At 57.3% G+C, this 25,523-nt stretch carries 18 protein-coding genes and 7 pseudogenes; 6 read left to right on the top strand and 19 right to left on the bottom strand.

What is annotated here, in order from left to right; translation table 11 throughout:
• Nucleotides 1-22 precede the first annotated feature (22 nt).
• The 7 genes and pseudogenes from JCM25354_RS06575 to JCM25354_RS17215 all read right to left on the bottom strand — a co-directional run bounded on the left by JCM25354_RS06575 (nt 23) and on the right by JCM25354_RS17215 (nt 6,380).
• Nucleotides 23-1,444 carry a sensor histidine kinase gene (locus JCM25354_RS06575; RefSeq protein ID WP_025885426.1) on the bottom strand — a complete coding sequence of 474 codons (1,422 nt, stop codon included), beginning with the start codon at nt 1,442-1,444 and terminating at the stop codon, nt 23-25.
• On the bottom strand, nt 1,431-2,156 hold the full coding sequence (locus JCM25354_RS06570; RefSeq protein WP_025885425.1) for a response regulator transcription factor: 726 nt from the start codon (nt 2,154-2,156) through the stop codon (nt 1,431-1,433). The genes JCM25354_RS06575 and JCM25354_RS06570 overlap by 14 nt, the downstream gene beginning before the upstream one ends.
• Before the next feature lie 47 nt (nt 2,157-2,203).
• Nucleotides 2,204-3,436, bottom strand: a complete 1,233-nt coding sequence (locus JCM25354_RS06565; protein ID WP_025885424.1) for a DNA recombination protein RmuC — start codon at nt 3,434-3,436, stop codon at nt 2,204-2,206.
• 110 nt (nt 3,437-3,546) lie between these two features.
• Nucleotides 3,547-3,798 (bottom strand): hypothetical protein, encoded by a 252-nt coding sequence (locus JCM25354_RS06560; RefSeq protein WP_025885423.1) that lies wholly within the window; start codon nt 3,796-3,798, stop codon nt 3,547-3,549.
• A gap of 94 nt (nt 3,799-3,892) precedes the next feature.
• Nucleotides 3,893-4,428: pseudogene (locus JCM25354_RS17220) on the bottom strand (type 1 glutamine amidotransferase domain-containing protein).
• A gap of 105 nt (nt 4,429-4,533) precedes the next feature.
• Nucleotides 4,534-5,712: a BaiN/RdsA family NAD(P)/FAD-dependent oxidoreductase gene (locus JCM25354_RS06550; protein ID WP_025885422.1), complete on the bottom strand. Its 1,179-nt coding sequence runs from the start codon at nt 5,710-5,712 to the stop codon at nt 4,534-4,536.
• Nucleotides 5,713-6,380: pseudogene (locus tag JCM25354_RS17215) on the bottom strand (glutathione S-transferase family protein).
• A 98-nt stretch (nt 6,381-6,478) separates the two neighbouring features.
• Here JCM25354_RS17215 and JCM25354_RS23380 point away from each other — a divergent pair.
• From JCM25354_RS23380 to JCM25354_RS06525, 5 genes are all read left to right on the top strand, one after another.
• Nucleotides 6,479-6,904, top strand: coding sequence for a septum site-determining protein MinC (locus JCM25354_RS23380; protein ID WP_369345740.1), 426 nt, complete (start codon nt 6,479-6,481; stop codon nt 6,902-6,904).
• Nucleotides 6,901-7,221, top strand: a complete 321-nt coding sequence (gene minC / locus JCM25354_RS23375) for a septum site-determining protein MinC (RefSeq protein WP_369345742.1) — start codon at nt 6,901-6,903, stop codon at nt 7,219-7,221. Before JCM25354_RS23380 ends, minC begins: the two co-directional genes overlap by 4 nt.
• 111 nt (nt 7,222-7,332) lie before the next feature.
• The gene (gene minD / locus JCM25354_RS06535) at nt 7,333-8,148 is read left to right on the top strand and encodes a septum site-determining protein MinD (protein WP_025885421.1); all 816 of its coding nucleotides are present in this window, start codon (nt 7,333-7,335) and stop codon (nt 8,146-8,148) included.
• Nucleotides 8,145-8,417: a cell division topological specificity factor MinE gene (gene minE / locus JCM25354_RS06530; RefSeq protein WP_025885420.1), complete on the top strand. Its 273-nt coding sequence runs from the start codon at nt 8,145-8,147 to the stop codon at nt 8,415-8,417. The genes minD and minE overlap by 4 nt, the downstream gene beginning before the upstream one ends.
• A gap of 34 nt (nt 8,418-8,451) precedes the next feature.
• Entirely contained in the window at nt 8,452-8,814 is a 363-nt protein-coding gene (locus JCM25354_RS06525) for a YidB family protein (RefSeq protein WP_025885419.1), read from the top strand.
• Between the two features lie 216 nt (nt 8,815-9,030).
• Here JCM25354_RS06525 and JCM25354_RS06520 read toward each other — a convergent pair whose 3' ends face one another.
• Together JCM25354_RS06520 and JCM25354_RS06515 are read right to left on the bottom strand one after the other, a co-directional pair.
• Complete coding sequence (locus tag JCM25354_RS06520; protein ID WP_159103461.1) at nt 9,031-9,429, bottom strand: hypothetical protein; 399 nt, start codon at nt 9,427-9,429, stop codon at nt 9,031-9,033.
• A gap of 138 nt (nt 9,430-9,567) precedes the next feature.
• Nucleotides 9,568-10,749: an SMP-30/gluconolactonase/LRE family protein gene (locus tag JCM25354_RS06515; RefSeq protein WP_025885417.1), complete on the bottom strand. Its 1,182-nt coding sequence runs from the start codon at nt 10,747-10,749 to the stop codon at nt 9,568-9,570.
• A gap of 216 nt (nt 10,750-10,965) precedes the next feature.
• On the opposite strand from JCM25354_RS06515, the pseudogene JCM25354_RS17205 reads away from it, so the two are divergent.
• Nucleotides 10,966-13,303 (top strand): annotated as a pseudogene (locus JCM25354_RS17205) (TonB-dependent receptor).
• A gap of 88 nt (nt 13,304-13,391) precedes the next feature.
• On the opposite strand, the pseudogene JCM25354_RS17200 reads toward JCM25354_RS17205, so the two are convergent.
• The 10 genes and pseudogenes from JCM25354_RS17200 to JCM25354_RS17180 form a co-directional block, all read right to left on the bottom strand.
• Nucleotides 13,392-14,323 (bottom strand): annotated as a pseudogene (locus JCM25354_RS17200) (ABC transporter ATP-binding protein).
• A pseudogene (locus JCM25354_RS17195) lies at nt 14,320-15,296 on the bottom strand (ABC transporter ATP-binding protein). Before JCM25354_RS17195 ends, JCM25354_RS17200 begins: the two co-directional pseudogenes overlap by 4 nt.
• Nucleotides 15,286-16,261: pseudogene (locus JCM25354_RS17190) on the bottom strand (ABC transporter permease). The pseudogenes JCM25354_RS17195 and JCM25354_RS17190 overlap by 11 nt, the downstream one beginning before the upstream one ends.
• Complete coding sequence (locus JCM25354_RS06490; RefSeq protein WP_025885416.1) at nt 16,258-17,220, bottom strand: ABC transporter permease; 963 nt, start codon at nt 17,218-17,220, stop codon at nt 16,258-16,260. Before JCM25354_RS06490 ends, JCM25354_RS17190 begins: the two are co-directional and overlap by 4 nt.
• A 134-nt stretch (nt 17,221-17,354) precedes the next feature.
• Complete coding sequence (gene holA, locus JCM25354_RS06485) at nt 17,355-18,365, bottom strand: DNA polymerase III subunit delta (RefSeq protein ID WP_025885415.1); 1,011 nt, start codon at nt 18,363-18,365, stop codon at nt 17,355-17,357.
• 6 nt (nt 18,366-18,371) lie between these two features.
• Nucleotides 18,372-19,025, bottom strand: a complete 654-nt coding sequence (locus tag JCM25354_RS06480) for an LPS assembly lipoprotein LptE (RefSeq protein ID WP_025885414.1) — start codon at nt 19,023-19,025, stop codon at nt 18,372-18,374.
• 4 nt (nt 19,026-19,029) lie between these two features.
• Nucleotides 19,030-21,626 (bottom strand): annotated as a pseudogene (gene leuS / locus JCM25354_RS17185) (leucine--tRNA ligase).
• 47 nt (nt 21,627-21,673) lie between these two features.
• A complete protein-coding gene (locus JCM25354_RS06470; protein ID WP_025885413.1) occupies nt 21,674-22,207 on the bottom strand; it encodes a DUF3576 domain-containing protein in 534 nt (177 codons plus the stop codon).
• A gap of 119 nt (nt 22,208-22,326) precedes the next feature.
• Nucleotides 22,327-24,438: an AfsR/SARP family transcriptional regulator gene (locus tag JCM25354_RS06465; RefSeq protein ID WP_025885412.1), complete on the bottom strand. Its 2,112-nt coding sequence runs from the start codon at nt 24,436-24,438 to the stop codon at nt 22,327-22,329.
• Nucleotides 24,439-25,169: 731 nt separating this feature from the next.
• Nucleotides 25,170-25,454: a hypothetical protein gene (locus JCM25354_RS17180; RefSeq protein WP_025885411.1), complete on the bottom strand. Its 285-nt coding sequence runs from the start codon at nt 25,452-25,454 to the stop codon at nt 25,170-25,172.
• Nucleotides 25,455-25,523: the final 69 nt, after the last annotated feature.

The following is a 25,523-nucleotide window of genomic DNA, read 5'->3' as shown; positions in this document are numbered from 1 at the left end:
ATACCGCGCAGAACGACCGATTTCAGGCGGATTCAGAAACAACCGAAAGCTGAAAAACCATCTCGAACGCACATCCCGGCCTTTCTGCCGGACCATCCCCATCGGCGATGGCAAGATCGACACCGTGCAGTCTGAGAATGGCCATGACAAGACTGAGCCCGAGTCCACTACCGGGTACATGGCGACTCTTGTCCGAACGGTAGAAACGTCCCAGTACGGCCTCACGTTCCGCTTCGGGAATACCTATTCCCGTATCGGCAACGCGCAGCCTGATCATACCAGGCCCCGAAACAGCCGAGACAGTCACCCGGCCACCAGCCGGTGTGAATTTCAGGGCATTATCGAAAAGATTGGCCAGAACCTCGACAAGAAGATCACGATCACCAAAAGTCGTCATGGCCTCGGCACAGGCAGGGTCAGCCGTTACCTCGTTAATCAGAGCCAGTCCGTTTGTTTCGGCAATCGGTTCATAAAGATCCACGATATCGGCAACGAGATCAGCCAGATTGACCTGTGCGAACCCTGCACGGCGTCGGCCATTTTCTATTTCCCCGATACGGAGCAATGCGGTGATGACCGAGAAACACTGATCCAGATCCAGTGTGGCCCGCTCGATAACCGAATTCAGATAATCTGCATCATGCGGGCTGGAGGTTGCCCGTTCGAGCCGCGCCCTCACACGCGACAGGGGAGTTCGAAGATCATGAGCGATGTCGTTGCCGACATCACGTATCTCATCCATCAGATGTTCGAGCCGATCCAGCATACGATTGACCGAACCGGCCAGTCGCTCCAGCTCATCACGTTCACGCGCCGCCGGCAGACGCTCATGAACGTCACCCTGCATGATTCGATCGATAGCCTCATGCATGGTTTTTACCCGTGCCAGAGCACGATGACTGAGAACCACACCAGTCAGCAGCGCAAACACCACCACCGGAAACACGGAAAGCAACGCACCACGCCGTATCATAAAGCGCAGTTCTGAGAGCAGATGCAGTGAATGGGCCAGAACAAGAATACGCCCACCAGGCACCCTGACCGCCAGAAACCGCATCTCATAGGGTGCATCATCGGTCGGAGAGAGAGTCAGACGGTGCACTTTCCCGTCCACCTCCAGCCCTTCAGGCCAGGTTTTCAGATCACCCGCTATATGACGGTAATGCCCGTCAAACAGACCAACCCAGTTAATGACCACACGCAGCTCGTTGCTTGCGCGCTCTCGGACCTGATATTCGAGCCGCTCAGGCGTCTCCTGCACCAGAACATCGGCTTCACGATGCAGAATACCGCTCGATCGTTCAGCCTCGAAATGCGTCATCTGCACGAATAGCAGAACGAACTGCAGCACCATGCCGCAGATGATCGCCGCAACGAACGCCAGCGTCAGCCGAAAGGTAGCCGTACGAAAAACGCCAAGGCGTGGATTTTCAGAGAGTGACACGCAGCATGAACCCCGACCCTCTGATACTGTGGATCAAGGGGGTTTCACCCGGACCGTCGACCTTGCGTCGCAATTTGCCGATATGCACATCCACCAGATTGGTCTGGGGAATGAACCGGTAATTCCAGACATCTTCAAGCAGCATGGTGCGCGTCAGAACCTGGTTTGGGCGGCGCATCAGATATTCAAGCAGACGGAATTCACGAGGGAGCAACTCTATTTCGCGCCCTTCACGCATTACCGTGCGATCAATCAGATCCATATCAAGCGGGCCAACACGCAGCATGGTGGCACGTGTATCATTTGGCCGGCGCAAGAGGGCCTCGATACGGGCAACAAGCTCATCCATGGCGAAAGGCTTGGTCAGATAATCATCGCCTCCCGCCTTGAGACCGGTCACCCGATCATCAACCGCCGAAAGTGCAGACAGGACCAGAACAGGAGAGCGTATGTTCTGATTGCGAAGCTTCTCGATGACCGAAAGTCCGTCGAGCAGAGGCAACATGCGATCGAGCACCATGAGATCATAGGACTCACTGATAGCGGCTTCCAACCCGGCCTGACCGGTCGATACGTGAGAAACCGAGAAGCCCCGGGCCGAGAGCTCTTCTACCACTTCACGAGCAAGGGTATCGTCGTCTTCGACAAATAATATGCTGGCTTTGCCAGGCATTTCAGGGGGCGTGAAAGAGAGACTCTGATCCGGTATCATGCTGACATTTCTGCCCAAACCCTTGCTGTTTCGATAGTAAATTCGGCTTAAAGCTCTTCCAGGGTTTCCAGATCGTCACCCGGCACCTGCCCGTCAAGGCCACGCAGCTTACGTCCCAGAACACGGGTACGCCTTCTGGCCTCTTCTATCGTATTGCTCATGGCGCCTGCCCCCCGAGAGAGTTTTTCAAGCACCCCATCCATACGCAGCATCTCCTGTCGGGTCAGACCGAGCAGACGGGCAATGGCATCCGTGCGCTCCTCGAGCGCCAAAGTCACATATCCGAGATGAACGGTACGCAACAGCGCTGGCATGAGAGAGGGGCCCATGACAATGACACGATGCAATCGCCCGACTTCATCGATCAGACCCGGAATACGGGCCACCTCCATATAGAGCCCGTCCGTAGGCAGATAAAGCACGGCAAATTCAACCGTTATCGGAGGCTGGATATACTTCTCACTGATCTTGCGCGCCTCCATACGAACCGCATTATCCAGGGCGCGGCGTGCAATGCGTTCTGCGGCCTGGTCAGTGCGATCAGCCGCATCAAGCAGACGCTCATAGGCTTCGGTTGGAAATTTGCTGTCTATGGCAAGCCTTGGCGGCACAGAGCTGCGTACCGGCATGCGCAAGGCAAATTCCACAGCCTCGGTACTGTCTCCAATCCGGAAATTGCTGTCATAGGATCCGGCAGGGAGAATATCGTCGAGTATGGCTCGCAGCTGAGCCTCCCCCCAGCCACCACGCGTTTTGACATTGCCAAAGAGCCGTTTGAGATCCCCAATCTGGGCCGTCACGGCAGAGACTTCGCCAATAGCCTTCTGCATGGCGGAAAATTGCTCGACCACGCGCTGAAACGAGGTCTGCATCTGTTTTTCAACCGTGACATGAAGCTGCTCGCTGACAGAGGCCCTGATCTGCGACAGTTGCTCGGCATTTTCGCGCATCATGTCACGGAGCATTTCTGACTGGGCAAGACGTGTATCAGACAGCTCCTGCCCCAGACGGTGGCTCAGACCTGCCAGACGATCGCTCATGTCACTACGCTGCTGCTCCAGCCTTGCGCCCAGAGCGCGTTCTGTCTCGACAAGAGCCTTGCGCTGGAAATCAAGATCGGCGCTACGCTCGGCGGCCTCACGTTCCAGCAATACATAGATGCGAGAGAGAAGATCCCGATCTGTCCCACGCCGCGACAGACGCGACCAGAGAAAGATCGCCACAGCCAATGCCAGAAAGGCCACCAGCCAGGGAAAGAAACTGAAGAAATCCTGCGACAATTCGGGCTCCGTATTCTGCTCCCCTTATAAGAACAAAATAGGAATCATTAAAAGCGTTTCCATCCTCCTGGAGCCGTCTCTTATGTGAGAAGACGCCAGGAGGCTCCCTCTCAGGGCTGGTGGATGTTGCCGTAGGAAGCGGCACCAATACCGGGGCATGAACAGGGATTACCCAGCGGAACCTGGGTCGGCATCTTGCAGGTATAGATGCCTGCCTTGCAGGTATAGCCATACCCGACAACCTGCGTGCCAGGCGGCGTCGGGCCGGGGGCTGCCGTACCCTGGCAGGCGGCAAGAAGCGTCAGCCCGGCAAGGCCGCCAAGAACGCGGGCAGAGCGGCGGAATGGTGTCGAAGGTGTCATGGTACTCCCTTTCTTGCTTGTGGCCTGCCCCGCAGTTTCCGCATTCGGGAAGGCTCTCTTCACAGCGAAGAACATAGGATAATAAAGGCGGTTTTCAGGCAGTTTTATCACGATATTGCGCAACCAGAGCCTCGCAGAATGCAGGGAGATCATCGGGGCAACGTGATGAGACAAGATTGCCTTCAATTACGACTTCACGATCCACCCAGCGGGCTCCTGCGTTGAGCAGATCGGTCTGAAGCGAGGGCCAGGATGTCAGGGTGCGCCCTCGCACGCCTCCAGCCTCGATCAGTGTCCAGGCACCATGCAGATACTGGCAATGGGCTTGCCCTCGGCGACAAAGCCGCGAAGGAAGGCGATCGCGGCTTCATCGATACGCAATTTGTCGGGATTGGTTGTGCCACCGGGCAAAACGACCCCGGCCAGCTCCATATCGGCGGCAGTACCGATGGACGCATCGACCTTGTGTCGCGATGCCGGGTGGACATCCCCCTGCATGGACTGGATCTCGCCTTTCTGCGGTGAGACAAGCAGTGTTCTGATACCGGCACGCTCCAGTGCCTGACGTGGCTGGACGAGTTCGCATTCCTCCACGCCGTCAGTTGCAAGTATTGCCACGCAAAGAGCCATGAGATTGACCTCCTGAAACGAAGCCGCCTCACTGCGGCTCCGGTTAAGCGTGCGCTCAAGACGCGCAAAGCCGGGAGAGGTTCGAAAATTCCCCGTTGCCGGAATCTAGCGTCTTTCGGCGATCGCCCTTCCGGCTGCGACACCGCTCGACCACGCCCACTGAAAATTATAGCCTCCGAGCCATCCCGTCACATCAACGGCCTCACCAATCGCAAACAGCCCCGGCACGTCACGCGCTTCCATGGTCTTGGAGGACAGCCGGTGCGTATCGATTCCGCCCCTCATGACCTCAGCCTTGGCATAGCCCTCCGTCCCCGAAAGCCTGGGCTTCCAGGCCGATATCTGCGCTGCGACTGCCGCAATGCGCTTGTCGGGCAGATTGGCCAGAGTACAGGCAAGATCAGACAACGTGTTTTCGGCAATATGACGTGCCAGACGCTGGGGCAGGTCCTGCAAGAGCGAAGGAGGTTCGGCCCGCGGCCTTGCTTTCTTGATGGCACCAAGAGCCTCTTTGGCGTCACGCCCCGGCATCATATCAATCAGCGGCGCATCCAGGGGGCCATTCTGATAAGAGGAGATCTGAAGGATTGCCGGACCTGAGAGGCCACGATGGGTGAAAACCATTCCATCCGTAAAGCCGATCTTGCCCATACTGGCCCGCACCGGAAGAGACACTCCGGCAAGCTCCGGCAAGGGCGTTTCCAGGGTCAGAGGGACAAGCCCGGGCACCGTCGGCACGACAGACAAGCCGAACTGACGGGCAAGACGCAAAGAGAGATCCGTTGCACCCAGCTTGGGAATGGATAATCCGCCGGTTGCCAGAACGAGAGTCCGTGCCGCGAATTCGCCTGTATCGGTCTGGATGTGAAACACATCGCCTTTTGTCACATTGCGTATGGACGTATTGAGCCGCAATGTGCATCCTTCGGCTTCACGCAGGAGCAACGACACAATCTCACGTGCGGAATTGGTACAGAAAAGCTGTCCTTCGGCCTTTTCCTCCCAAGGGATACCATGACGTTCCACCAGTGAGAGAAAATCACGCGGCGTATACCCCGCCAGAGCCGACCGCATGAAATGGCGGTTGGCCGAAAGAAAATTTTCTGCCCTGGCATCGAGATTGGTGAAATTGCAACGCCCGCCGCCAGAGATCAGTATCTTGCGTCCGGCCTCTGCCGCGTGATCGAGTACCAGAACCGAAGCCCCGTTTCTGCTCGCCGTAGCAGCCGCCATCAGCCCGGCAGCTCCAGCGCCGAGAATGACAGCATCAAAGATCGTGCTCATTCAGAAATCCAGATCGGCATAATGCGCAGGCGGATTGAATCCGTTCACACGATCATTGAGCAGGGAGCGAAAACTGGGCCGCGATTTCATCCGCACATACCAGTCCTTTGCCGCTGGCGCTTGGACCAGTCTATATCGCCAATGAAATCAAGGCAGGAGAGATGCGCTGCGGCGGCGAAATCGGCAATCGACAGCATATTGCCGGCAAGCCAGGAGCGCGTTTCCGCCAGCCAGCCGATATAGTCCAGATGAAAGCGCATATTGGCATAGCCGGCCCGCAGGGCCGTACCATCGGGATTACCCCGGCCGGCCAGACGCTTGTCCACCTTTTCACCCAGGAGGTTGCGCGATACCTCATGTCCGAACTTGCCTTCAAACCAGGCCATCAGACGCCGCACCTCGACACGCTCTGCCAGAGTACGTCCCATCAACGGCATGTCAGGATAGGCTTCCTCGAGATATTCGCAGATCACCCAGGCATTCGGAATCGAGAGCCCGTTTTCCTCGACGAGCAAAGGCACGTCCCCCGCGGGATTCAGCGCGAGATATTCCGGGCGATTCTCCCAGACCTTTTCGGTCTTGGGTTCGTAGGGTAACCGTTTCTCGGCGAGAACAAGCCGAACCTGACGACTTTGCGGCGAGAGCGGCAGATGGTACAAAATGCGCATTCTGCATTCTTAAGCGTCTGCCCCATGGCGAAGCAAGAGAGCCGCACAATCAGATCGATCGAAATTCCCGTTCATGAGCCTCAGAGCGTTCCCAGACGATGACAGAACAGATAACCAACGCCGATCCCGCCTCAAACCGGGCCCCTATGCGTATCCGTGCGCGCGGGCGTTCCTTTCTGGCGCTCGTCCTGTCTCCAGAAGCGCCTCTTGTCTCATGGCTCGAGGGTCTTGATAACCAGATTGCCCGCTCCGTCGGTTTCTTTTCCGGTCGCCCTGTCATTCTTGATCTTGGCCTTGTCGGACAGGATACAGAAGGCCTCGATACCCTCCAGGCAGATCTGAAAGAACGCGGCATTCACATGATCGGAGTCGAAAGCGCCGATCAAAACTGGACAGCACTGGCTGAATGGGACTGGCCCGCCCCGCTCGAAGGCGGACGCGCCAGCGGTGCCGTGGCTTTTCCCGAATCCTCTGATGAGCGTCTGCGCCTGCGGAAAACCCTGTCTCGCATGCGGAAAACCTGATCCTTGACCGCGCAATACGCTCGGGACAGAGCATCATGCATCTCGATGGCGATATCGTCGTCATCGGTTCGGTCGCTTCAGGGGCCGAGCTGATTGCTGGCGGCTCGATCCACGTCTATGGCGCGCTACGCGGACGCGCCATAGCCGGTGCGGGGGGACAGCCCAACGCCCGTATTTTCGCCGCAAGAATGCAGGCCGAATTACTGGCAATAGACGGTTTCTACATGATTGCCGAAGAAATCGACGCCTCGCTTCATGATCAGTCTGCCCAGGCGATGCTGAGCGAAGACCGGATTACGGTAACAAAAATCGCTTGAAGGGAACTATTTGCGCGCAAGAGATTGCGGCGCAAACCCTTTCCTCATTAAGATTGTATGGCCGCACCCTGTGGATTGCGGTTGTTACCGTTATAATCTGGTGGAGCGCACATGGCTAAGGTGCTGGTAGTCACTTCCGGTAAGGGCGGGGTCGGAAAAACGACCACGACAGCAGCATTGGGTGCCGCTCTTGCCCAGTCGGGACAGAATGTCGTCGTGATCGATTTCGATGTCGGTCTGCGTAATCTCGACCTGGTGATGGGTGCCGAGCGTCGCGTCGTGTTCGACTTCATCAATGTTGTTCAGGGCGATGCCAAGCTCTCACAGGCTCTCATACGCGACAAGCGGTGTGAAACCCTCTCGATCCTCCCTGCCTCGCAGACCCGCGACAAGGATGCCCTGACCGCAGAAGGCGTTGCCCAGGTTATCGACGAACTGCGCGAAAAATTTGACTGGATCATCTGTGACAGTCCAGCAGGCATCGAACGCGGCGCGCAGATGGCCATGTATCATGCCGATGTTGCTGTGGTCGTCACAAATCCTGAAGTCAGCTCGGTGCGCGACAGCGACCGCATTATCGGCATGCTCGACAGCACTACCGCCAGGGCCAAAGACGGCGAGAAGGTAGAGAAGCATCTTCTCATGACCCGCTATGACCCCTCGCGCGCAGCCAAGGGCGAAATGCTCAACACCGAGGACGTACTGGAAATTCTCTCCATCCCGTTGCTTGGTATTATTCCTGAAAGTGAAGAAGTGCTCCGCGCCTCGAATGTGGGTGCACCCGTCACGCTTTCGAACCCCGAATCAGCCCCGGCCCGCGCCTATTTCGATGCCGCGCGCCGCTTGCAGGGTGAAAAGCTCGAAATCCAGATCCCGATCGAGCGCAAGGGGTTGCTCGACTGGCTGTTCAAGAAGAGGGTCGCATGAGCCTGTTCGGTCTTTTCAGCAAGCGCAACACCAGTAGTGTTGCACGCGATCGTCTGCAAATCCTGCTGGCTCATGAGCGGTCAGGAAATGGCAACTCCGAGCTGATCAGCCAGTTACATCGCGAGATCCTTGAAGTGATCAAGCGCCATGTGACGGTCGATCAGGACAAGGTTCAGGTCAAGCTCGATGGCGGCCTTGATGGCTGTTCTGTTCTCGAAATCGATATCGAGATGCCGCAGATGGACAAGGATACACGGCGCTCGGCCTGATTTTTCGGGTAAGCGCCAAAACGGGAGACAAGGTTTGAGCGGTTTTTTCGGTTCGATGATCAATTCTGCCCTCGGGTCCATGGGCGACAAGCTCAAGGAAAAGCTCGGCGGCAGCATTGGTGAGTATCTCACCAGCGAACAGGGCCTGCAGATGCTCCTCGATCAGGCCCGCAAGGCTGGCCTGGAAGACAAGGTGCGCTCCTGGATCGGCTCGGGCGAAAATCTGCCGATCTCCGCAGACGAACTGCGCGCCCTTCTGACGGATGAGCAGGTTCAGATGCTGGTCTCGAAAACGGGCCTGCCCGCAGGCGCCCTGCTTCCGGCTCTGGCTCAGTTCCTGCCCGGCGTGGTTGATCACCACACCAGCGAACAGAGCGAGGCGCCGTCAGTTTCCTGATAGCGCCGACAGACTTCTACGAAGGGCCGGATCGTGATGCGATCCGGCCCTTTCTCGTTTCAAGGCTCTTTTCCGACTAACGGTCAGCCTTGCGGGCTCTTTTGCTGGCAAATGGCTGATCATTCTTGCTGCCCCCGGGCACTTAGGGTCTGTTTCCCGAAAACAGCTCTCCGGTTCACGCTCGTCGTCATGAACCCAAGAGAGGCAAGACTGATCCTACCTGTATTCGCGGGAGCGTTTTCGCCCGATCCTCAATCGCGACAGAGGACGCAGTTGCACGTTTACCAGGGATGACCAGAGATATCGGAATCGCGTCAGAGCCGAGGCGGTGGCAAGCATCATCATCACGTCCAGATAGGTGCTGACCTCAAATGTCGTGAGCCAGATGACGGTGTCTGGCAGGATGCTGGCCGCAACGCGTATCCCATCGCCCTGTCCGTACCACACAAGCGCCGCACAAAGACCAGTGACAGCAATCGCAACAAGCATGCGCAGACGGTTGATCCGGTTGAGCGCCGCAGCCGGCATGACGACCATCAGACGGTGCAGAAAACGCCCTGTCGGCGTTTCGCCTGATACGGCCATCAAGGCCCAGACTGTCAGAAGTACCGCCACAGCCGTCATTGCCTGTCCTACGTCCTACCCTCTTCTTCCTTACACTCTTCGTCTGCGTCTCTTCTCAACTTTCATGCATCCGGTATGCGCAATGTGACGCGTCTCACCCGGCGAGGCAAAAGGCCTCGCTCCTGCTGTCTATTGCCGGGGCGCCTCGGGTGCTGCGTTGAGCGGCGTGAGCGGTTCGACAGGAAAGCGTATCAGCAGATAAGGCGGCCGACGGCGGTTCTGGCCCTCATTGAATGAAGGCAGACGGTTCCACTGACCGAGGGTGCAATAGATCCAGTCCTTCGTGGCGCAGATACCGTCGGGCGAAAGAATGCGTGGATCCCTTACCGCTATCACAAGGGCCCCATCTGGGTCCCGGCGAAGGATGCAGTCATGCTCGTAATTGGTCGTATAGAGACGATCGTGCTGGTCGAAGCAGAGCCCGTCTGCTGTACCTTTTTCACCCTCATCTCGCACCAGCGCCCCGAGGGCCTGATCATCAAGCGCCTTGTCTGCCAGCGCTCTGGTCGGCAGGCTGTAAAGACGGCGACTGGTGAGCGGCGAATAATAGAGCCGCGATTCATCACCGGGCAGGGCGATGCCGTCTGCCCCACCTGAAACCATCTGCGGATGATGCGGAATATAGCGCCTGGGCTCTCCCTCGACGATCGCCATGAAACCCTCCACCGCCTGAGTGGAAGGATGATGCGCCAGCACCCGTCGCGCCTCACCAGTGGCAATATCGGCCACCACAAGCGCAGGCTCCGTACCAAAAGATGAATCCGTCACGAATACCGTCCCCCTTTCCCCTACGGACAAGGCCACGCGCAGGTCATTCATATGGCTGTCGGGACGCATCGCAGGAGCCTTGAGCACGATGCGATGCACGATCTTGTCTGTGGCCGGATCGATGCAGATGATCTTCGCCGCCCCTTCGGGGATATCGTGCTTGGCCAGCTTGCCGTCATCGATGAGCCAGAGCCGGTTCTGACTATCGAGCGCAAGCCCATGCACTGACATCAACCTGTCAGCCGGAGCACGATTTGAGGGGAGGCTTACCTCTGCGGAAGGATAGGGAATGATCTTGCCGTTTTTCACCTCTCCCAGCGTCGCGCCGGGATGGTTGTCGGCGTGGCGTGGAAAGCTGACAAAAAGGCGTCCGTCAGGCAGCACCGCCACACCCGATGGCCCAGGCCCTGTAAATTCGGCCACAATATCGAAGACGCCTGACGAATTGGTGCCGTCATCGGCATTGCCACTGGCCTCCGCCTGCCCTGTCATTCCGAGGAGGGGCGCGCAGGAGGCGGCAGAAAGAAAGGACCGGCGTTTCATGGCATGGCACCTTGGCAGAAGCGTGGACGGGTCAGGACTGAACGCCCCATCGTCACGCAGCTCCCCGATTAAAACGCTTTTCACAACGCGAAACCTGTCGCCAATTTGTCACGCTCTGACACAATATATGTAGGAGAAGCACTCAAGTATTGTTATGTTATATCATACATTTTAGGAACGAGATCGATCTGTTTCGCTTCCAGCCCGTGGATTGTCATGATGTCTCCCCGATCCCTGTGGTCGTCCAGCCTGCTCCTCTCCTGCTCGGTTCTGGCAATCACCCTGCCCGCCCATGCCCAGACGAACGACACGACCACCACGCCTGCATCAACCCCGCTGCCTAAAACGACGCAGGCAAAAAAGGCTTCGGTCTCGCGGTCACAGAGCACGACCGGACAAGACGCAGTGCGATCTCCCGATGAGGCATCGCGCACTTCTTTCGATGGCGACAAGACGGCTTCGGTTGAGGCCACTCACGAGGAGCACATCATCGTTAATGCGCGCCTCGACGAGATCCGTTCAGCCCTGCAATCCTCGACGGGGGCAACGACCTATCGCTTCACCCGTCGTGATATCGAAACCAATCCTGGTGGCGACAACACCCCTCTGAATACGCTCCTGCTGCAGGCCCCCGGGGTCGCGCAGGACAGTTTCGGCCAGATCCATGTCCGTGGCGATCATAACGAGGTGCAGTTCCGTCTCGATGGCGTGCAATTACCCGAAGGATTGAGCGTTTTCGGTCAGGCCCTCATGACGCGCTTTGCGCATTCTGCCTCGCTCACCACCGGAGCGCTGCCCAGCGAATACGGATTTCTGCAGGCTGGCGTGATCGATATCACCACCAAAAATGGCAGTGCCGATCCGGGTGGGGATGCCTCGATCTATGGCGGCGCACGCGACTATTTCTTCCCGTCGCTGCAATATGGTGGCCATGCAGGAAAGTGGGATTTCTTCGCCACGGGCGATTTCGTGCATAATCGCATAGGTGTCGAAAACCCGACCCCAAGTTTCAATGCCATCCACGATCTGAGCAACCAGTATCACGCACTCGGCCACCTTCGGTACACCGCTGATGAAAACACCCGTATCAGCCTGACAGGCGGCGTTTCGAACGCGCAATATCAGCTACCCAATAATCCCGGGCAGCAGCGTCAGTTCGCCAATCCCAGCTTTCTGGACTCCGCCCTGTCGCAACAGGTCTATGGCAGCGTTGATAGCGCCAGCTTGAACGAGCGCCAGAAGGAAATCACGGATTTCGGCATCCTGTCGCTGCAGAAGGACATGGGTAAAGTCAGCCTGCAAAGCTCGATCATCACCCGCTATTCCTCGCTCGGCTACTCGCCGGATCCGCTGGGCGATCTGGTCTATAACGGCATCAGCCAGCATGCCGCACGCTCGGTCTTCTCGACCGGCTCGCAAACCGATGTGACCTGGAAAGCAACGCCCAGACACACGGTACGCTTCGGCTACCAGGTCTATGTAGAGCGCAACAGCTCGAAGACAGATTCCATCGTCTATCAGCAGAACGGTGCCGAGGATGACGGCACGCCCATCTATGACGCAGCACAACCAACGTACATGATGGCAGTGGGCGCACTGGCTGGATGTATGGGCTCTACGCTCAGGATGAATGGCGTCCGGTACGCGACCTGACGATCAATTACGGTCTGCGCTTCGATGGTGTCGATGAATACACCCATGCCAAGCAGGTGAGTCCGCGCATCAACATCGTCTGGCGCGCCTGGCGCGGCGGCGTGCTTCATGCAGGCTATTCCCGCTATTTCACGCCCCCGCCTTTCGAGCTCGTGGCCAACACGTCGCTCAGCAAATATGTCGGCACGTCCAACGAGCCCCAGACTTTGCAGAACAACACGGTCAAGGCCGAGCGTGATCACTACTTCGATGCAGGCGTCACCCAGTCTATCATGCCGGGCTGGCACGCCTCATTCGACGCCTATGTGAAGCTCGCCAAGAACATGATCGATGAAGGCCAGTTTGGCGCACCGATCATTCTTTCTGCCTTCAACTACAGACGGGGACAGGTAAACGGCTACGAGCTCTCAACCAATTACGAGCATGGTCCGCTTTCACTGTACGGCAATGCTTCCTGGTCGCGTGCCATCGGCAAGGATATCACCACAGCCCAATGGACCATGGACCCGATGATCTGGCCTATATCCAGCATCGCTGGGTTCATCTTGATCATGATCAGCGCTGGACGGCCTCGGCAGGCGGCAGCTACTCATTTTTCTACCACACAGGCCATCCGACGCGGGTTTCCGCCTCCATGGTCTATGGCAGTGGTCTGCGCGCCGATGGCACCGTACCGAATGGTCGCTCCGTACCGATCTATGCGACCTTCAATCTCTCTCTCGTCCAGTCCTTCAGGGATCTTTTCCGTGTGCCTTTCCTCAAGCGTACCGAACTACGCCTCGATGTGCTTAACCTGTTTGACAAGACCTACCAGATCCGTGACGGCTCAGGGATTGGCGTAGGCGCCCCCCAATACGGGTTGCGTCGTACGATCCTGACAGGGATCTCTCAGCGCTTCTGACTGACAAAGGGGCCTCATGGCCCCTTTATCACCTGAGAGGGCCAATCCGAGCCGAGGCTATCATGGCCCAGATAGCCGGATTTCCGGCTTATGAGAGCGGGAAATGACAAGCCACGGAACGGCCTGGCGTATATTCTATCAGGACAGGTGGCTCCACGGCGCAGCGCGGCCGGGCCATGGGGCAACGAGGATGAAAGCGACATCCCCCAGGTAATGCGAGGGGCGTCGGGACATCCCCCTGCAGGGGTGCGGGTAGCGGTCTGCCGGGTTGGGGCACGGCATCGACAAGAGCGCGCGTATAGGATGAAGTGGTCGCTCCAGAAGAGTGAGGGTTTCTCCCTCTTCGACGATTGCCCCGAGATACATGACGGCCACACGATCCGAAACCTGCCTCACCACAGCAAGATCGTGCGAAATAAACAGACAAGCCAGATCCATATCAGACTGGAGATGGCGCAACAGATTGACGATCTGGGCCTGCACGGAAACATCAAGCGCGGAAACGGGTTCATCAGCCACAATAACCTGTGGTGAGAGCGCAATGGCGCGCGCAATATTAAGCCTTTGCCGCTGCCCCCCTGATAGCGCTCCTGGATAGCGATCAAGAAAACTGCCGGAAAGACCGACCCGCTCCAGCAGAGAGACGAGAGATTCCCTCGACCAGCCTCGCCTGTGAATCCTGAAAGGTTCGGCAAGCGTGCTTCCTATGGTCCAGCGTGGATTGAATGAAGAACCTGAGTCCTGGAATACCATCTGTATCCGGCTGCGCAGGGCACGCAATGCTCTGGCACTCAGCCTCGCCATATCCTGGCCATCAAACAGGATGCTTCCCGTGTCAGGACGATCGAACCCCATCATCAGACGCCCAAGCGTGGACTTTCCACATCCTGATTCACCAACCAGTGCCAGGGTCTCTCCATGTGCCACCGATACCGAAATTCCATCGACGGCACGGAGAGTCTTGCCGCCTCCCAGTCGATAGACTCTCGAAACATCATGCGCCTGAAGGATGTTACTCATGGATAGAGCACACAGGCGACTTCATGTGCGCCTCCTGTCTCGGCATAGGCTTCCCCTGTTCCCGCCAGTCGCATGTCAGGCCGCTTCTCGCAGCGTGTTTCGACATAGGGGCAACGCGGGGCAAATACACAACCCGCAGGGCGGTTTTCAGGGGATGGCGGTACACCGTCAATAACCGGAAGCTGCGAAGGACGTGGCCCGGAAAGCGGCGGTATGGCCCGTAACAGAGCCTGGGTATAAGGATGGCGCGGGGTTGACAACACCGACGACACCGGGCCCGTCTCGATCACGACACCCCCATAGAGCACGGCCACATCCGTACAGCTTTGAGCCACCACACCCATATCGTGAGTGATGAGCATCACACTGGCTTCTCTCTCCCCGATTTCGCGCAGCAAGGTCAGAATCTGGGCCTGTACAGTCACATCGAGTGCCGTTGTCGGTTCATCGGCAATCAACAGATCAGGTTCGCAGGACAGTGCCATGGCAATCATGGCGCGCTGGCGCAATCCGCCCGATAATTCATGAGGAAAACGCAAGGCTGTCTGCGCAGGTGACGGTACGCCCATACGACCCAGCAATGCCACCATGCGCGTGTGAGCCTCCTTTCTGGAAAGAGGCAGGTGCAGCCTGATCTGCTCTGTAATCTGCGCCCCAATGCGTCGCACTGGCAGAAAAGCGGACATGGGGTCCTGAAAAATCATGCAGCCCGCCTGCCACGAAAACGCCGCCAGTCACGCGCGCGGAAAGCTGCAAGATCCTGACCGTCAAAACTCAGGTAACCGCTCAGCTGTCCGGCAGGCTGCAGGCCGAGAACACTGAGACCTGTCAGGGTTTTCCCCGATCCTGACTCCCCGACCACTCCCAGTATCATTCCGCGCCTGAGTGAGAGCGTGACCCCATCGAGCAACAGACCAGCCACAGGGTGACGCAGACGAAGGTTGCACAAAGTCAGAAGCGGCTCACCCACCATGCGATCCTCCTCCGATACGGGGATCGAGCAGACGATAGAGTCCATCCATCAGGCATTCGCGATAACGACGAAAAACGCCGCGTAAAGTACCGTCGCCATGATCAGCGGCAGATCGAGAGTACTTAGCCCTTGATAGGTAAGATGACCGACACCGGGCAAGGCAAAGACCACTTCTGTCAGCAAGGCGCCGCCACCAAGCAATTGCGCAAAATCAAGCCCGAACAGGGAGAGCGCACTCAGGCTGGAAAGACGCAAGGCATGGCAGAACCACAATCGCCAGGGTCCAACGCCTTTGGCACGCGCCGTGCGCAGGGAATCCTCCTGCATGGCGGTCAGGAGATCCGTACGCAGAACACGGCTGTAGAGACCGATAAAAGCAATGGAGAGTGTGAGGCTGGGCAGTATCAGTGCCCTCGCCCATCCGAACGGATTCTCCATAAAGGTACATAACCCAGAGGAGGTACCCAGCTGAACAGCCAGGTCTCATGGAACCGGCTCTGACTTGCCAGATTGACCATCTCCCCGAGCCAGAAAACCGGAATCGACAGCCCGACCAGACAGAAAGAGGAGAGCAGGCGATCGATCCACCCGCCCTGGAAAGCGGCGCTTATCAGGCCAATAACAAGCGCTCCCATAATCCAGAACAGGGCCGCCCAGAGAACAAGAGAGAGTGTGACCGGTGCTGCAGAGAAAACCTCGGACACCACATTCTGACCATGATTGACATAGGATGTCAGGTTTCTGGAGATGAACAGATGATCCATCATCGTCAGATAACGCATCGGCAAAGACCGATCGAAGCCATAGGCATGGCGCACACGCTCGATGACCTCAGGACTGGCGCCACGCCCGGCAATACGCGCTGAAGGATCTGAACCGGGCATCGCAAAAAAGACGGCGAAGACCAGCACCGAGATACCGAACAGCACCAGGATCATCTGCAAACGGGAGAAGACGCTTTTCATCGCCGGCCTCTTGCGCGGAGCTCCGCCTGGGCAACATCCCCCAGCGCGTTCAGGGAGAGCACGGTCAGGATAATCGCCACCCCCGGCGCAATAGCCACGACAGGACGACTATAGATCAGGCCTTCACCGTCATGGATCAGGCTTCCCCAGGAAGCTGCAGGAGCCTGAACACCGAGGCTGAGAAAGGACAATGCCGATTCCGCCAGCAGACATAACGCCATGATAAGGGGAGAAAGGACCAGCACCGTCTCGGCCAGAACAGGAAGGATCTCACGTAACACAATGCGCAGGGAAGAGGCACCGAGCCCGCGGGCTGCCAGTACGAAGCCGGCATTCGACAGGCTTTTTGTACGCGCCCTGATAGGCCTGGCCGCATAAGGCACGTAGATGAGTGCAATAATACCTATGGGCAACAGAAGACTATCGGGCTGCAGATGAAACGGCCCGAAAGACAGATCATGTCCTATGGTCACGACACTCAGACTAATCGCGAAGAGATAGACTGGCACTGCCCAGAGAATATCGAGCAGTCGGGAAAGGATAATATCCACCCAACCACCGCAATAACCAGCCAGAAGCCCACATAGTGTCGCCATAACAAGGCAGAGACATGCCGCTGAAAAAGCGATCAGGAGCGAGGCGCGCGCACCGTACAGCATACGCGCTGCAACATCGCGCCCCTGTGAATCAGCACCAAGCGCATAAGGCCCCCAACGCCAAGAGGGGCCAACAGGAGAAAGGCCCAGATGCAGAGGATTGTCATTGGGCTGCATGATATCGACACGTACTCCGTCACGCAGCACCGTACCCGCCAGAGAGGATTCCATAGGGTCCACTCCTACGGTCCGGGCATATAACGGCGCCAGCACGGCACCAGCGGCCAGGATCGCCAACATGAAAAGTGCGGCCGCTGCCATCTTGCGACGCCGGAAAAAACCGATCGCAGCCAGGATTACCATGCCGTGCGTCGCGCGCCGTCGCAGCGCGAACGTTCGAGGTAACGAAACCGTGGAAACAAGCAGATGCGATTGATCGGATGACCTCCCCGGTCAGGCTGATACAGTTTCAGCCGTGGCAGAACCGTGCGGTAATTTCAACGCTGGAATGATCGGGGCCCGAGAGAAAGCTGGGCGATGAGACGACGTGACAAGGCAAGATCCGGACAGCCCGTCTGCTTGCAGGCCAGCTCGAAACCCTGCACCGACTCACATGCCCCTTTCAGGCCAGCTTTGTCCCAACGTTCGAGCGCCTTTGTGAAACTGTCCATCTTCTTGAAAAAGACGGGGGGCTTGAGCTGCCTGATCGCCTCCTGGCGTGATTTTCCTTCATCCATCCAGTCAAGCACGCGTTGCAGACGTGTCATCAGCGACAGACAGGCGCGCGCCAGCGCAATGGGCGAGAGGCCGTCGGCAAGCGCTCTCTCAAGAGCAATATCAGCCATGGCTCGGTCACCTGCCATGGCAGCCGTGGTCGCATCGTCAAGCGTTGCATTGGCAGAATCACCTATGCAGTCCTGAACATCGTCGAGAGAAAGTTTACCCCCCTTACCTGCATAGAGAATGAGTTTCTCCACCTCGCTGCGTACAGCCGCACGATCTGCCCCGAGAACTGAAGAAAGCCAGAACAGGGCATCACGATCGACAGCGACAGAAGCATCCCGGAACAACTCGGTCAGGGAAGCAATGAGTGTGCGTCCCTCTTCAGGATAACAGCCAATAGAAGCGATCTTCGGGTGAGAATCGAGGGTACTGCGCAGTTTGGCGCGAGACGCGAGACCCGGCGCTTCAATCACCAGCAAGGTATCGCTCTCAATAGCAAGCGCCGCCATTATACGTGGCAGCAATGAATCCTGCCCGTCACGCACCCAGACAACACGGCGCCCGCCAACAAGAGACAGTGCGCCCATTTCCTCTTCCACCCGGCCATGCTGCTCCTGATCGAGAAGAGCGATACGGAACGGGTCATCAAGTGAATCGGCCACCTGACGTACACAGTACGAGGCGCGCTCGCGGACAAGCCCCAGATCGTCGCCGTAAAGCAGAACCCCGCGCCACTTGCCAATTTCAGCAAGCGTACGCGCAGTTGAACGGGCATCGATCTTCATACGCGATCAGTCGCCGTTCTGGCTGTTCAGATCCGTACGACCCGTCGCTGCTGCCGGGAAGCCATCAGGCCCAGCCTTCTCATAGGGCTGGCCATCCCTTGTCGGCATGGCGTTAGGATCGAAATACGACGGAACATCGCGTGCGTTATCATGAGAAGGTTTGATCTGCGACTTGAACCATGTGGCAATCTGCTGGCGGATCGATCCTGCAAGGGTTTCTGCCAGCCGGGCGCGAACCGTCTCGTCATTCAGCGTCTGTGCGAGATATTGCTCAAAGGTTGCGTTGAAACCGTCAAGCGAGGAGACATCGCCTTCAGCCAGGAATTTCGGCGAGGCTTCAACCGTCCACAAGCGCCAATGGGCCGAGCCGATTTCGCGGAAACGCCCGGCTGTATTGTCACTGTGAATATCGATTACCGAGGCATTCACATTGAAACTGACATTGAGTGTATAGCCGTCAGGCGCCTTGGTACTGCCGCCGCCAAGCTGCTCCTGGAGCGCGAGACGAAGCTCCTGCCCCTGTCGGTCAGGAATATTGGCCACATAAATACGCTGCAATTCATGGGCAACACGCGTTCCACCTGCCCCATTGCTTCCATAAAGCGGCTGAAATCCACAGCCGCTCAGGGCCAGAGAGGCAAGCAGAACAAAACGACGCATGAAATCAGCCTGCCACCACGAAATTGACGATACGATTAGGCACATGGATACGCTTGACGATCCGTTTGCCTTCGAGCATCCGCGCCACATTGGGTTCGGCCTCGGCGAGAGGCAGGACCATATCAGAGGGCGCATCCGGCGGCACCTGAATTGTGCCACGCAGCTTGCCCATGATCTGCACACCCAGCGTGACGCTGTCGAGCGCCAGAAATTCTTCGAGCGCAACCGGCCAGGCGCGTTCGACTACCATGGCGCTGCCTGGTTCGAGCAGAGCCACCATCTCCTCAGCCAGATGGGGCATCATCGGTGCGATCAGAAGAGCAAGCGCCAGCGCAGCTTCACGACGGGCAGCACCAATACCGTCCTCATCCGTCTTTTCAGCCTCGGCAAGAGCCGCACTCAGTTCATGCAGACGCGCCACCGCCACGTTGGGTGTGAACCCTTCCAACGCTTCGGTCACGGCCCTGATGGTGCGGTGTGTTGCCTGACGGAGGCTGCGCCCCCCCTCGACAAAAGCGGCATCATGCGGCACCTGGTTCGCGATGGCCTGAACCAGACGATAGAGACGCTGGCCAAAACGCGCCGAAGCCGCAACACCGGACTCGGTCCACTCCATATCGCGCTCGGGCGGGCTGTCTGACAGCACAAACCAACGTGCCGTATCAGCCCCGAAACGCTCGATGATCGCGACAGGCGATACCGTATTGCGCTTGGATTTGGACATCTTTTCCAGACGACCAAGCTGCACGGGACCACCATTGTCACGACGCACATAGCCATCACCTGACCGAACGACATCTTCCGGCGCCAGCCAGCCATTTTCATCGCGGTAGCTCTCATGGGTGATCATGCCCTGAGTGAACAACCCGCCGAATGGCTCGTCGAGATCAAGATGACCCGTCTCATGCATGGCCCGCGTGAAGAAACGGGCATAGAGCAGATGCAGGATCGCATGTTCGATACCGCCGATATACTGATCGACCGGCAGCCAGGAATTGGCTGCGATCGGGTCTGTCGGCGTCGTGGCATGGGGCGCCGTGAAACGGGCAAAATACCAGGAACTGTCGACGAAAGTATCGAAGGTATCGGTCTCACGGCGAGCTGCAGCCCCGCATTGAGGGCAAGCAACATGTTTCCAGCTCGGATGATGATCGAGCGGGTTGCCAGGACGGTCGAACGTCACATCATCCGGCAGCTTGACCGGCAACTGATCGTCAGGCACCGGCACTGCACCGCAGGACTCACAATGCACAACCGGATCGGGCAGCCCCAGTAACGCTGACGCGAAATACCCCAGTCGCGCAAACGCCAGTTCACGACTGAACGACCGATGCCCATAGCCTCCAGACGCTCGATCGCCTTGCGCTTGCCTTCAGCGGTATCCAGCCCGTCAAGGAAGCCCGAATTGATCAGCGTGCCTTCACCCGTGATGGCTGTTTTACCAACAGTAAAGCCGCTCTCTTCCTGACCGGGCGGCAGAATAACGGGGCGCACGGGCAGATCGTATTTGCGTGCAAAATCAAGATCACGCTGGTCACCACAGGGGCAACCGAACACAGCACCCGTGCCGTATTCCATCAGGACGAAATTGGCGATCCATACAGGTACCGTCTCGTCAGGCGCAAACGGGTTACTGACGCGCAGCCCTGTGTCGAAACCGCGCTTCTCGGCGGCCTCGATCGCCTCTTCCGATGTGCCCAAGCGCTGGCATTCTTCGATAAAGGCACGAGCGGAATCATTGCCCTGCGCTATTTTTGTGGCGAGAGGGTGATCCGCCGCAATAGCGACAAAACTCATTCCGAACAGGGTATCGGGACGGGTGGTAAAGACCTCGACCGAATCCTGATCGACATCGAAACCTTTCGGCGGCGCATGAAGCGCAAAGCGCACGCGAGCGCCTTCCGAGCGACCAATCCAGCGTTCCTGCATGACGCGCACACGGGCAGGCCAGCGGTCGAGCTTCTCCAGCCCTTCAAGCAAAGGGGCGGCAAAATCGGTAATCTTGAGGAACCACTGCGACAGGCGCTTCTTCTCGATCAGCGCGCCAGAGCGCCAGCCGCGTCCATCAACTACCTGCTCGTTGGCCAAGACGGTATTGTCCACAGGGTCCCAGTTGACTGCCGATTCACGGCGTTCAACCAGGCCCTTGCGCCACATATCGAGAAAAAGCTTCTGCTGATGCCCATAATATTCCGGCAGGCAGGTCGCAATTTCACGATCCCAGTCGAGCGAGAAACCCAGTCGCTGCAGGGTGCCGCGCATGGCGGCGATGTTATCAAGCGTCCACTGGCCGGGATGCACACCACGTTCGCGCGCCGCGTTCTCTGCGGGGAGACCGAATGCATCCCAGCCCATGGGATGCATGACCGAAAATCCCCGCGCACGTTTGTAGCGCGCAACCACATCACCCAGCGCGTAATTGCGCACATGGCCCATATGGAGCTGACCCGACGGATAGGGAAACATCTCCAGCACGTAATATTTCGGCTTGTCAGCAGCCGGATGATCGTCTGCCGCAAAAGCACGGGCGTTGTCCCATCTGGCTTGCCATTTGGGCTCGGCCTTGTCGAAATCGTAACCGAGAGTCTCTTGTTCCGTCATGATCTTCTATCGTTTGTTCCGGTCGCACTCACTTCAGAAAGCCGGGATCAGTCCCGGTTGCCATTATCGGCACGAAGCTGGCGGGCACGGGCGAGAATACGCGTGGTAATATCCGAAGTCGTGTTCGGCGCTACTGGAGTATCAACCCATTCAGAGCCCTGCTTCTCCTGACGGAATACCGAAACGCGTAGCGCGTCAGAGCGCAGGCGGCGGTCAAGAATATAGGTCGCAATCTTGAAACGTTCATTCGTGCTGGCTGGCGGCTGATACCAGTCGGTCAGGATAACGCCACCATTTGCATCGGCAGAGGAGAACGGCATGAAGGACAGGGTGTCGATCGCCCCACGCCACAGATAGGCATTCACACCGCCCTTCAGCTCATCATCACCACCGGTTGCACCACGGTCAACACCCAGAAGGTGGTTGCGTGGCTGGGTCAGACTATCCGGGTCACGCCCGCCACCACAGGCGCTCAGTGCCATCAAGGCGCAAAGCGGCAGAACGGGCAAAAACCGCTCCAGAGAGAAGGGCGCCCTGGTGGACGCATTGAGAGGGGCAATCGGCTGCAAACGAGGAGTCATGATGTCCCTATTAGACTGGCACTGGCCGCGTGTCGAAATCCCCGATCGCGTTATCCGCGTCCGGCTCTGAAATCAATTCATATCGCGCCCGCCCGGCTACGCCAAGCGGGACAACGGGTTTATCCTTTGGGGATGCTGACCCGTACGAGCATCTCGCGCAGCCAGGCCTGCATGGAAGCAGGCAGATAGGCATGACGCGAGAGAACGCCTTCTATGGTCACGTCCGGCACCAGACGCAGCAAATGGCGTTTAACACGTTCGGTTTCCTCGCTCATCCCCTGGGCAGCCAGAGCCACAAGATAATAGAGCACACCTGCTGCGCTACGCGGATAAAGACTGACAAAGGCAGCACCGGCCTGACGCGCCTCTTCAGCATTGCCAGCTACTTCCAGCACAAAAATACTGAAAGGCTCGGATAATATGGCAAGAGGCTGGGCCGCGCGTAATGCGCGGAACTGCTGGATTTCCTCCAAAGCCACCGCCTTGTTATCCGAAAGCAGAGCCTGGACAGCCTTCAGCGCATGTATGGAAGGCGAGATTGCAATGGCAGGAAATACTCCCCCTGCTCCGGTATATTCAGCCGTGAGTGCTTTGGCCTCATCAAGCTGTCCCGGGGTAAACGTACGCGTAAGCATGGATAGCCAGACACCAAGCGGGTTCGCTCTGAGCTGAATAGCCACATAGCCCGCTGCAGTAGCAATCTCTTCCATCTCTTCCAGCGCCGAGCCGGACCAGTTCTCCTGATAGAGAAAGAATTTGATCAATGAACGAACATAAAGAACGAACACTGATTCCTGATCAGCCTGATAAGCCCGCTCAACCAGTTCGGCCATTTCGGCAGAAAGCGTAATATCACAGCGCAGAAACAGGGTAAGTGCCCTGATCGCCATCTGGAACGCCGAAAGCTCGGCAATTGGTCGCGACATCATACGCTGCCCCTCCGAAAGGAACAGCGACCATTGCAGCGACTTCATGACATAGAAAAGCAGGGCGCGCTGGGCCCGCGTGTCCTTGGGCAATTCGAAACGATCCGCCCAGACCACGCTTCCTTCCTGACGCAAACTCAGCAATCTGATGATTACATAACCTTCGGAAGCTTCATCATGTGCACAGTTTGAACGCACAAGGCCGGAAATTACATAATCCGTACCTGGATTATGTGTGTTGCCCAGAAGAGGCCCCGTATCGGACTGTGTTGTTTCCGGAAAAGGCACGACTGTGAACGTCTGCAATCCAACCAGCTTGACTTCCAGACGCTCTGTCAGCTCGGCAGCAAGTGCCTCGGCATGTTCCCCGCCAGTCGCTTTGAGCGGGGCGACAGAAATCGACCCCAATGTGCGTAATGGAGACCCGGCTGCCAGAAGAGACCCTTCTCCCCCCACCGAGACAAACAGACCGGTATTATCGACATGAGGATCCGCATGACCAAGTGCCGGATCCAGCTCCACAGGGTAGCCCTGATGCGATTTGTTGTAGGAATCAAATGCAATTCGTTCCTGCAGTCCACGAACCAGACCCATCGTAGCCGGCCCTGGCACGGTGCCAAGCTGGTCCTGAAACAGCTGGACGACCTGGTCTCCAAGAGCCGCAGCCTGCGCATACTCGCCCTTGGTAATCCATGCCTGAATGCGTGCACGCCAGGCTGCCTCATTCAGACCATCGCGTGAAAGCAGATGATCCGCTGTCTCAAGAATGGCATCAGGATCGACCTGGGTACGCAGAGCGCTTTCAAAAAGCTGATAGATATGACGGTTGAGTCGGGCCCTCTGGCCTTCAATCCATTCATTGAAGGCAGGATCAATCCCGTTGAGTTCGCCAAGAAGGACCTCCCCAGGTGGAGGCAATTCGCGCAGGATCGATTTTCCGCCATTGAGAATGCGCTCGACATCAACGGAGGTCAGGGCTGGCTTGAGTGCAAGCGTATGCCTCTGCACATCAATGACATCGACACCAAGCGGACTCAAGGCATCCAGCAGGCGGTGAATCTCCTGGCGCAGCGACGCGCGCGCCAAGTCATCGGGGCGACGACTCCAGAGCAGCTCAGCCAGATGTGACCGTGCAACAGGTTTACGATCCGACAGTGCAAGTATGGCCAGCAAGCCTTTCGTCTTCCCGCCAACAGGAAGCACGCTTTCACCAGTAAGTGTAGTCGCTTCCATACGACCTATAAGCCGCAGACGCAGTAGGGTAGAGTCGGTTTTTGCAACACCACGAAGGGCCAGGTCGAACATTACTTCACGCTTTCTCTCATCGGAGCCTTATATCACAATTTTTAGCCCGGTTTTTTTACGAAACGTTTTCCTCCCTTCACTATTCCGCGCAGCAGATAAAGAAGGTGGCGATGCCGAGACGGTGCTTGCTAACAAAAGCTCCTGAGGGGAAACAACGCAGTAAAACTCTCTTTCATGAAACTATGAGCGTTTTTTTAATGCTTCATTCTCACTGATGCAGAATCCCACTACAAAAAAGAATATTAGATTGACTTGTTATTATTGCAACCAACCTTTCGGAACAGAAAAATTTGAAACCATACATCTTGCTTGTCGATCCTCACTCTCCTAGACTGGCGAGGATGGTCCGCGTAGCTCAGCAGGATAGAGCACAGGATTCCTAAAATTGGGCGCCATGACCGGAAACATTATGGTGGATCTGCTCAAATTCGGGGAACGCTCTGGCTCACGCCGTGCCAATCCCGAGCCAAGCACCCCTCTGAAAAGAAGGGTGAAGGTGTAGAGACTGTACGGGCAGCACCTGTCATCTGACTTGTCAGATTATGGTGAAGAGACAGTCCAGACCACGAACGACACACCGGGCCAGAGGTCCGTTGCGTCGGCGGCGAAAGTCGAAGTGGGATGAATCCTGGGGCCGTGGGTTCGAATCCCGCCGCGGACACCATCATCCATTACAAAAGGCGTACGCTCTCTGGGCACGTTCACGCCCCATCGATGCCCTTCCCCGCCTGTCAGAAAGTCACAGTTCTGATATCAGGTACGAACAGGGCCTGTAATAAAAACGCGACAAGAACAATGGCAATCAAAACGCCAAAAAGACGCCCGAACAACCGAAATGACGCCACAATCAGCACCAGCAGCAGTAATGCCAGAAGCGCTCCCTGGATCTGCTGGGGAATACCGAGTGCCACAAGCGCTTTTCTGGCGCTTGCTTCAATCAGGGCGATTACTGAAATGATCAGTGTAAACAACCCAAGTATAAGGCCCATAACGACCGAGATTGCATTCTGGACCACGATTTGCTCCTCCGTCGCGGCATGGGCAGCGTTATTCACATATGGCTGAGTTCGTCAAAGGTCACAACG

The sequence above is a fragment of the Asaia prunellae JCM 25354 genome (genome assembly GCF_000613885.1).
In the GTDB taxonomy this organism is placed as follows: Bacteria; Pseudomonadota; Alphaproteobacteria; order Acetobacterales; family Acetobacteraceae; genus Asaia; species Asaia prunellae.
The sequence above is the reverse complement of the archived record's forward strand: the minus strand, read 5'-3'. Positions and strand labels throughout refer to the sequence as shown.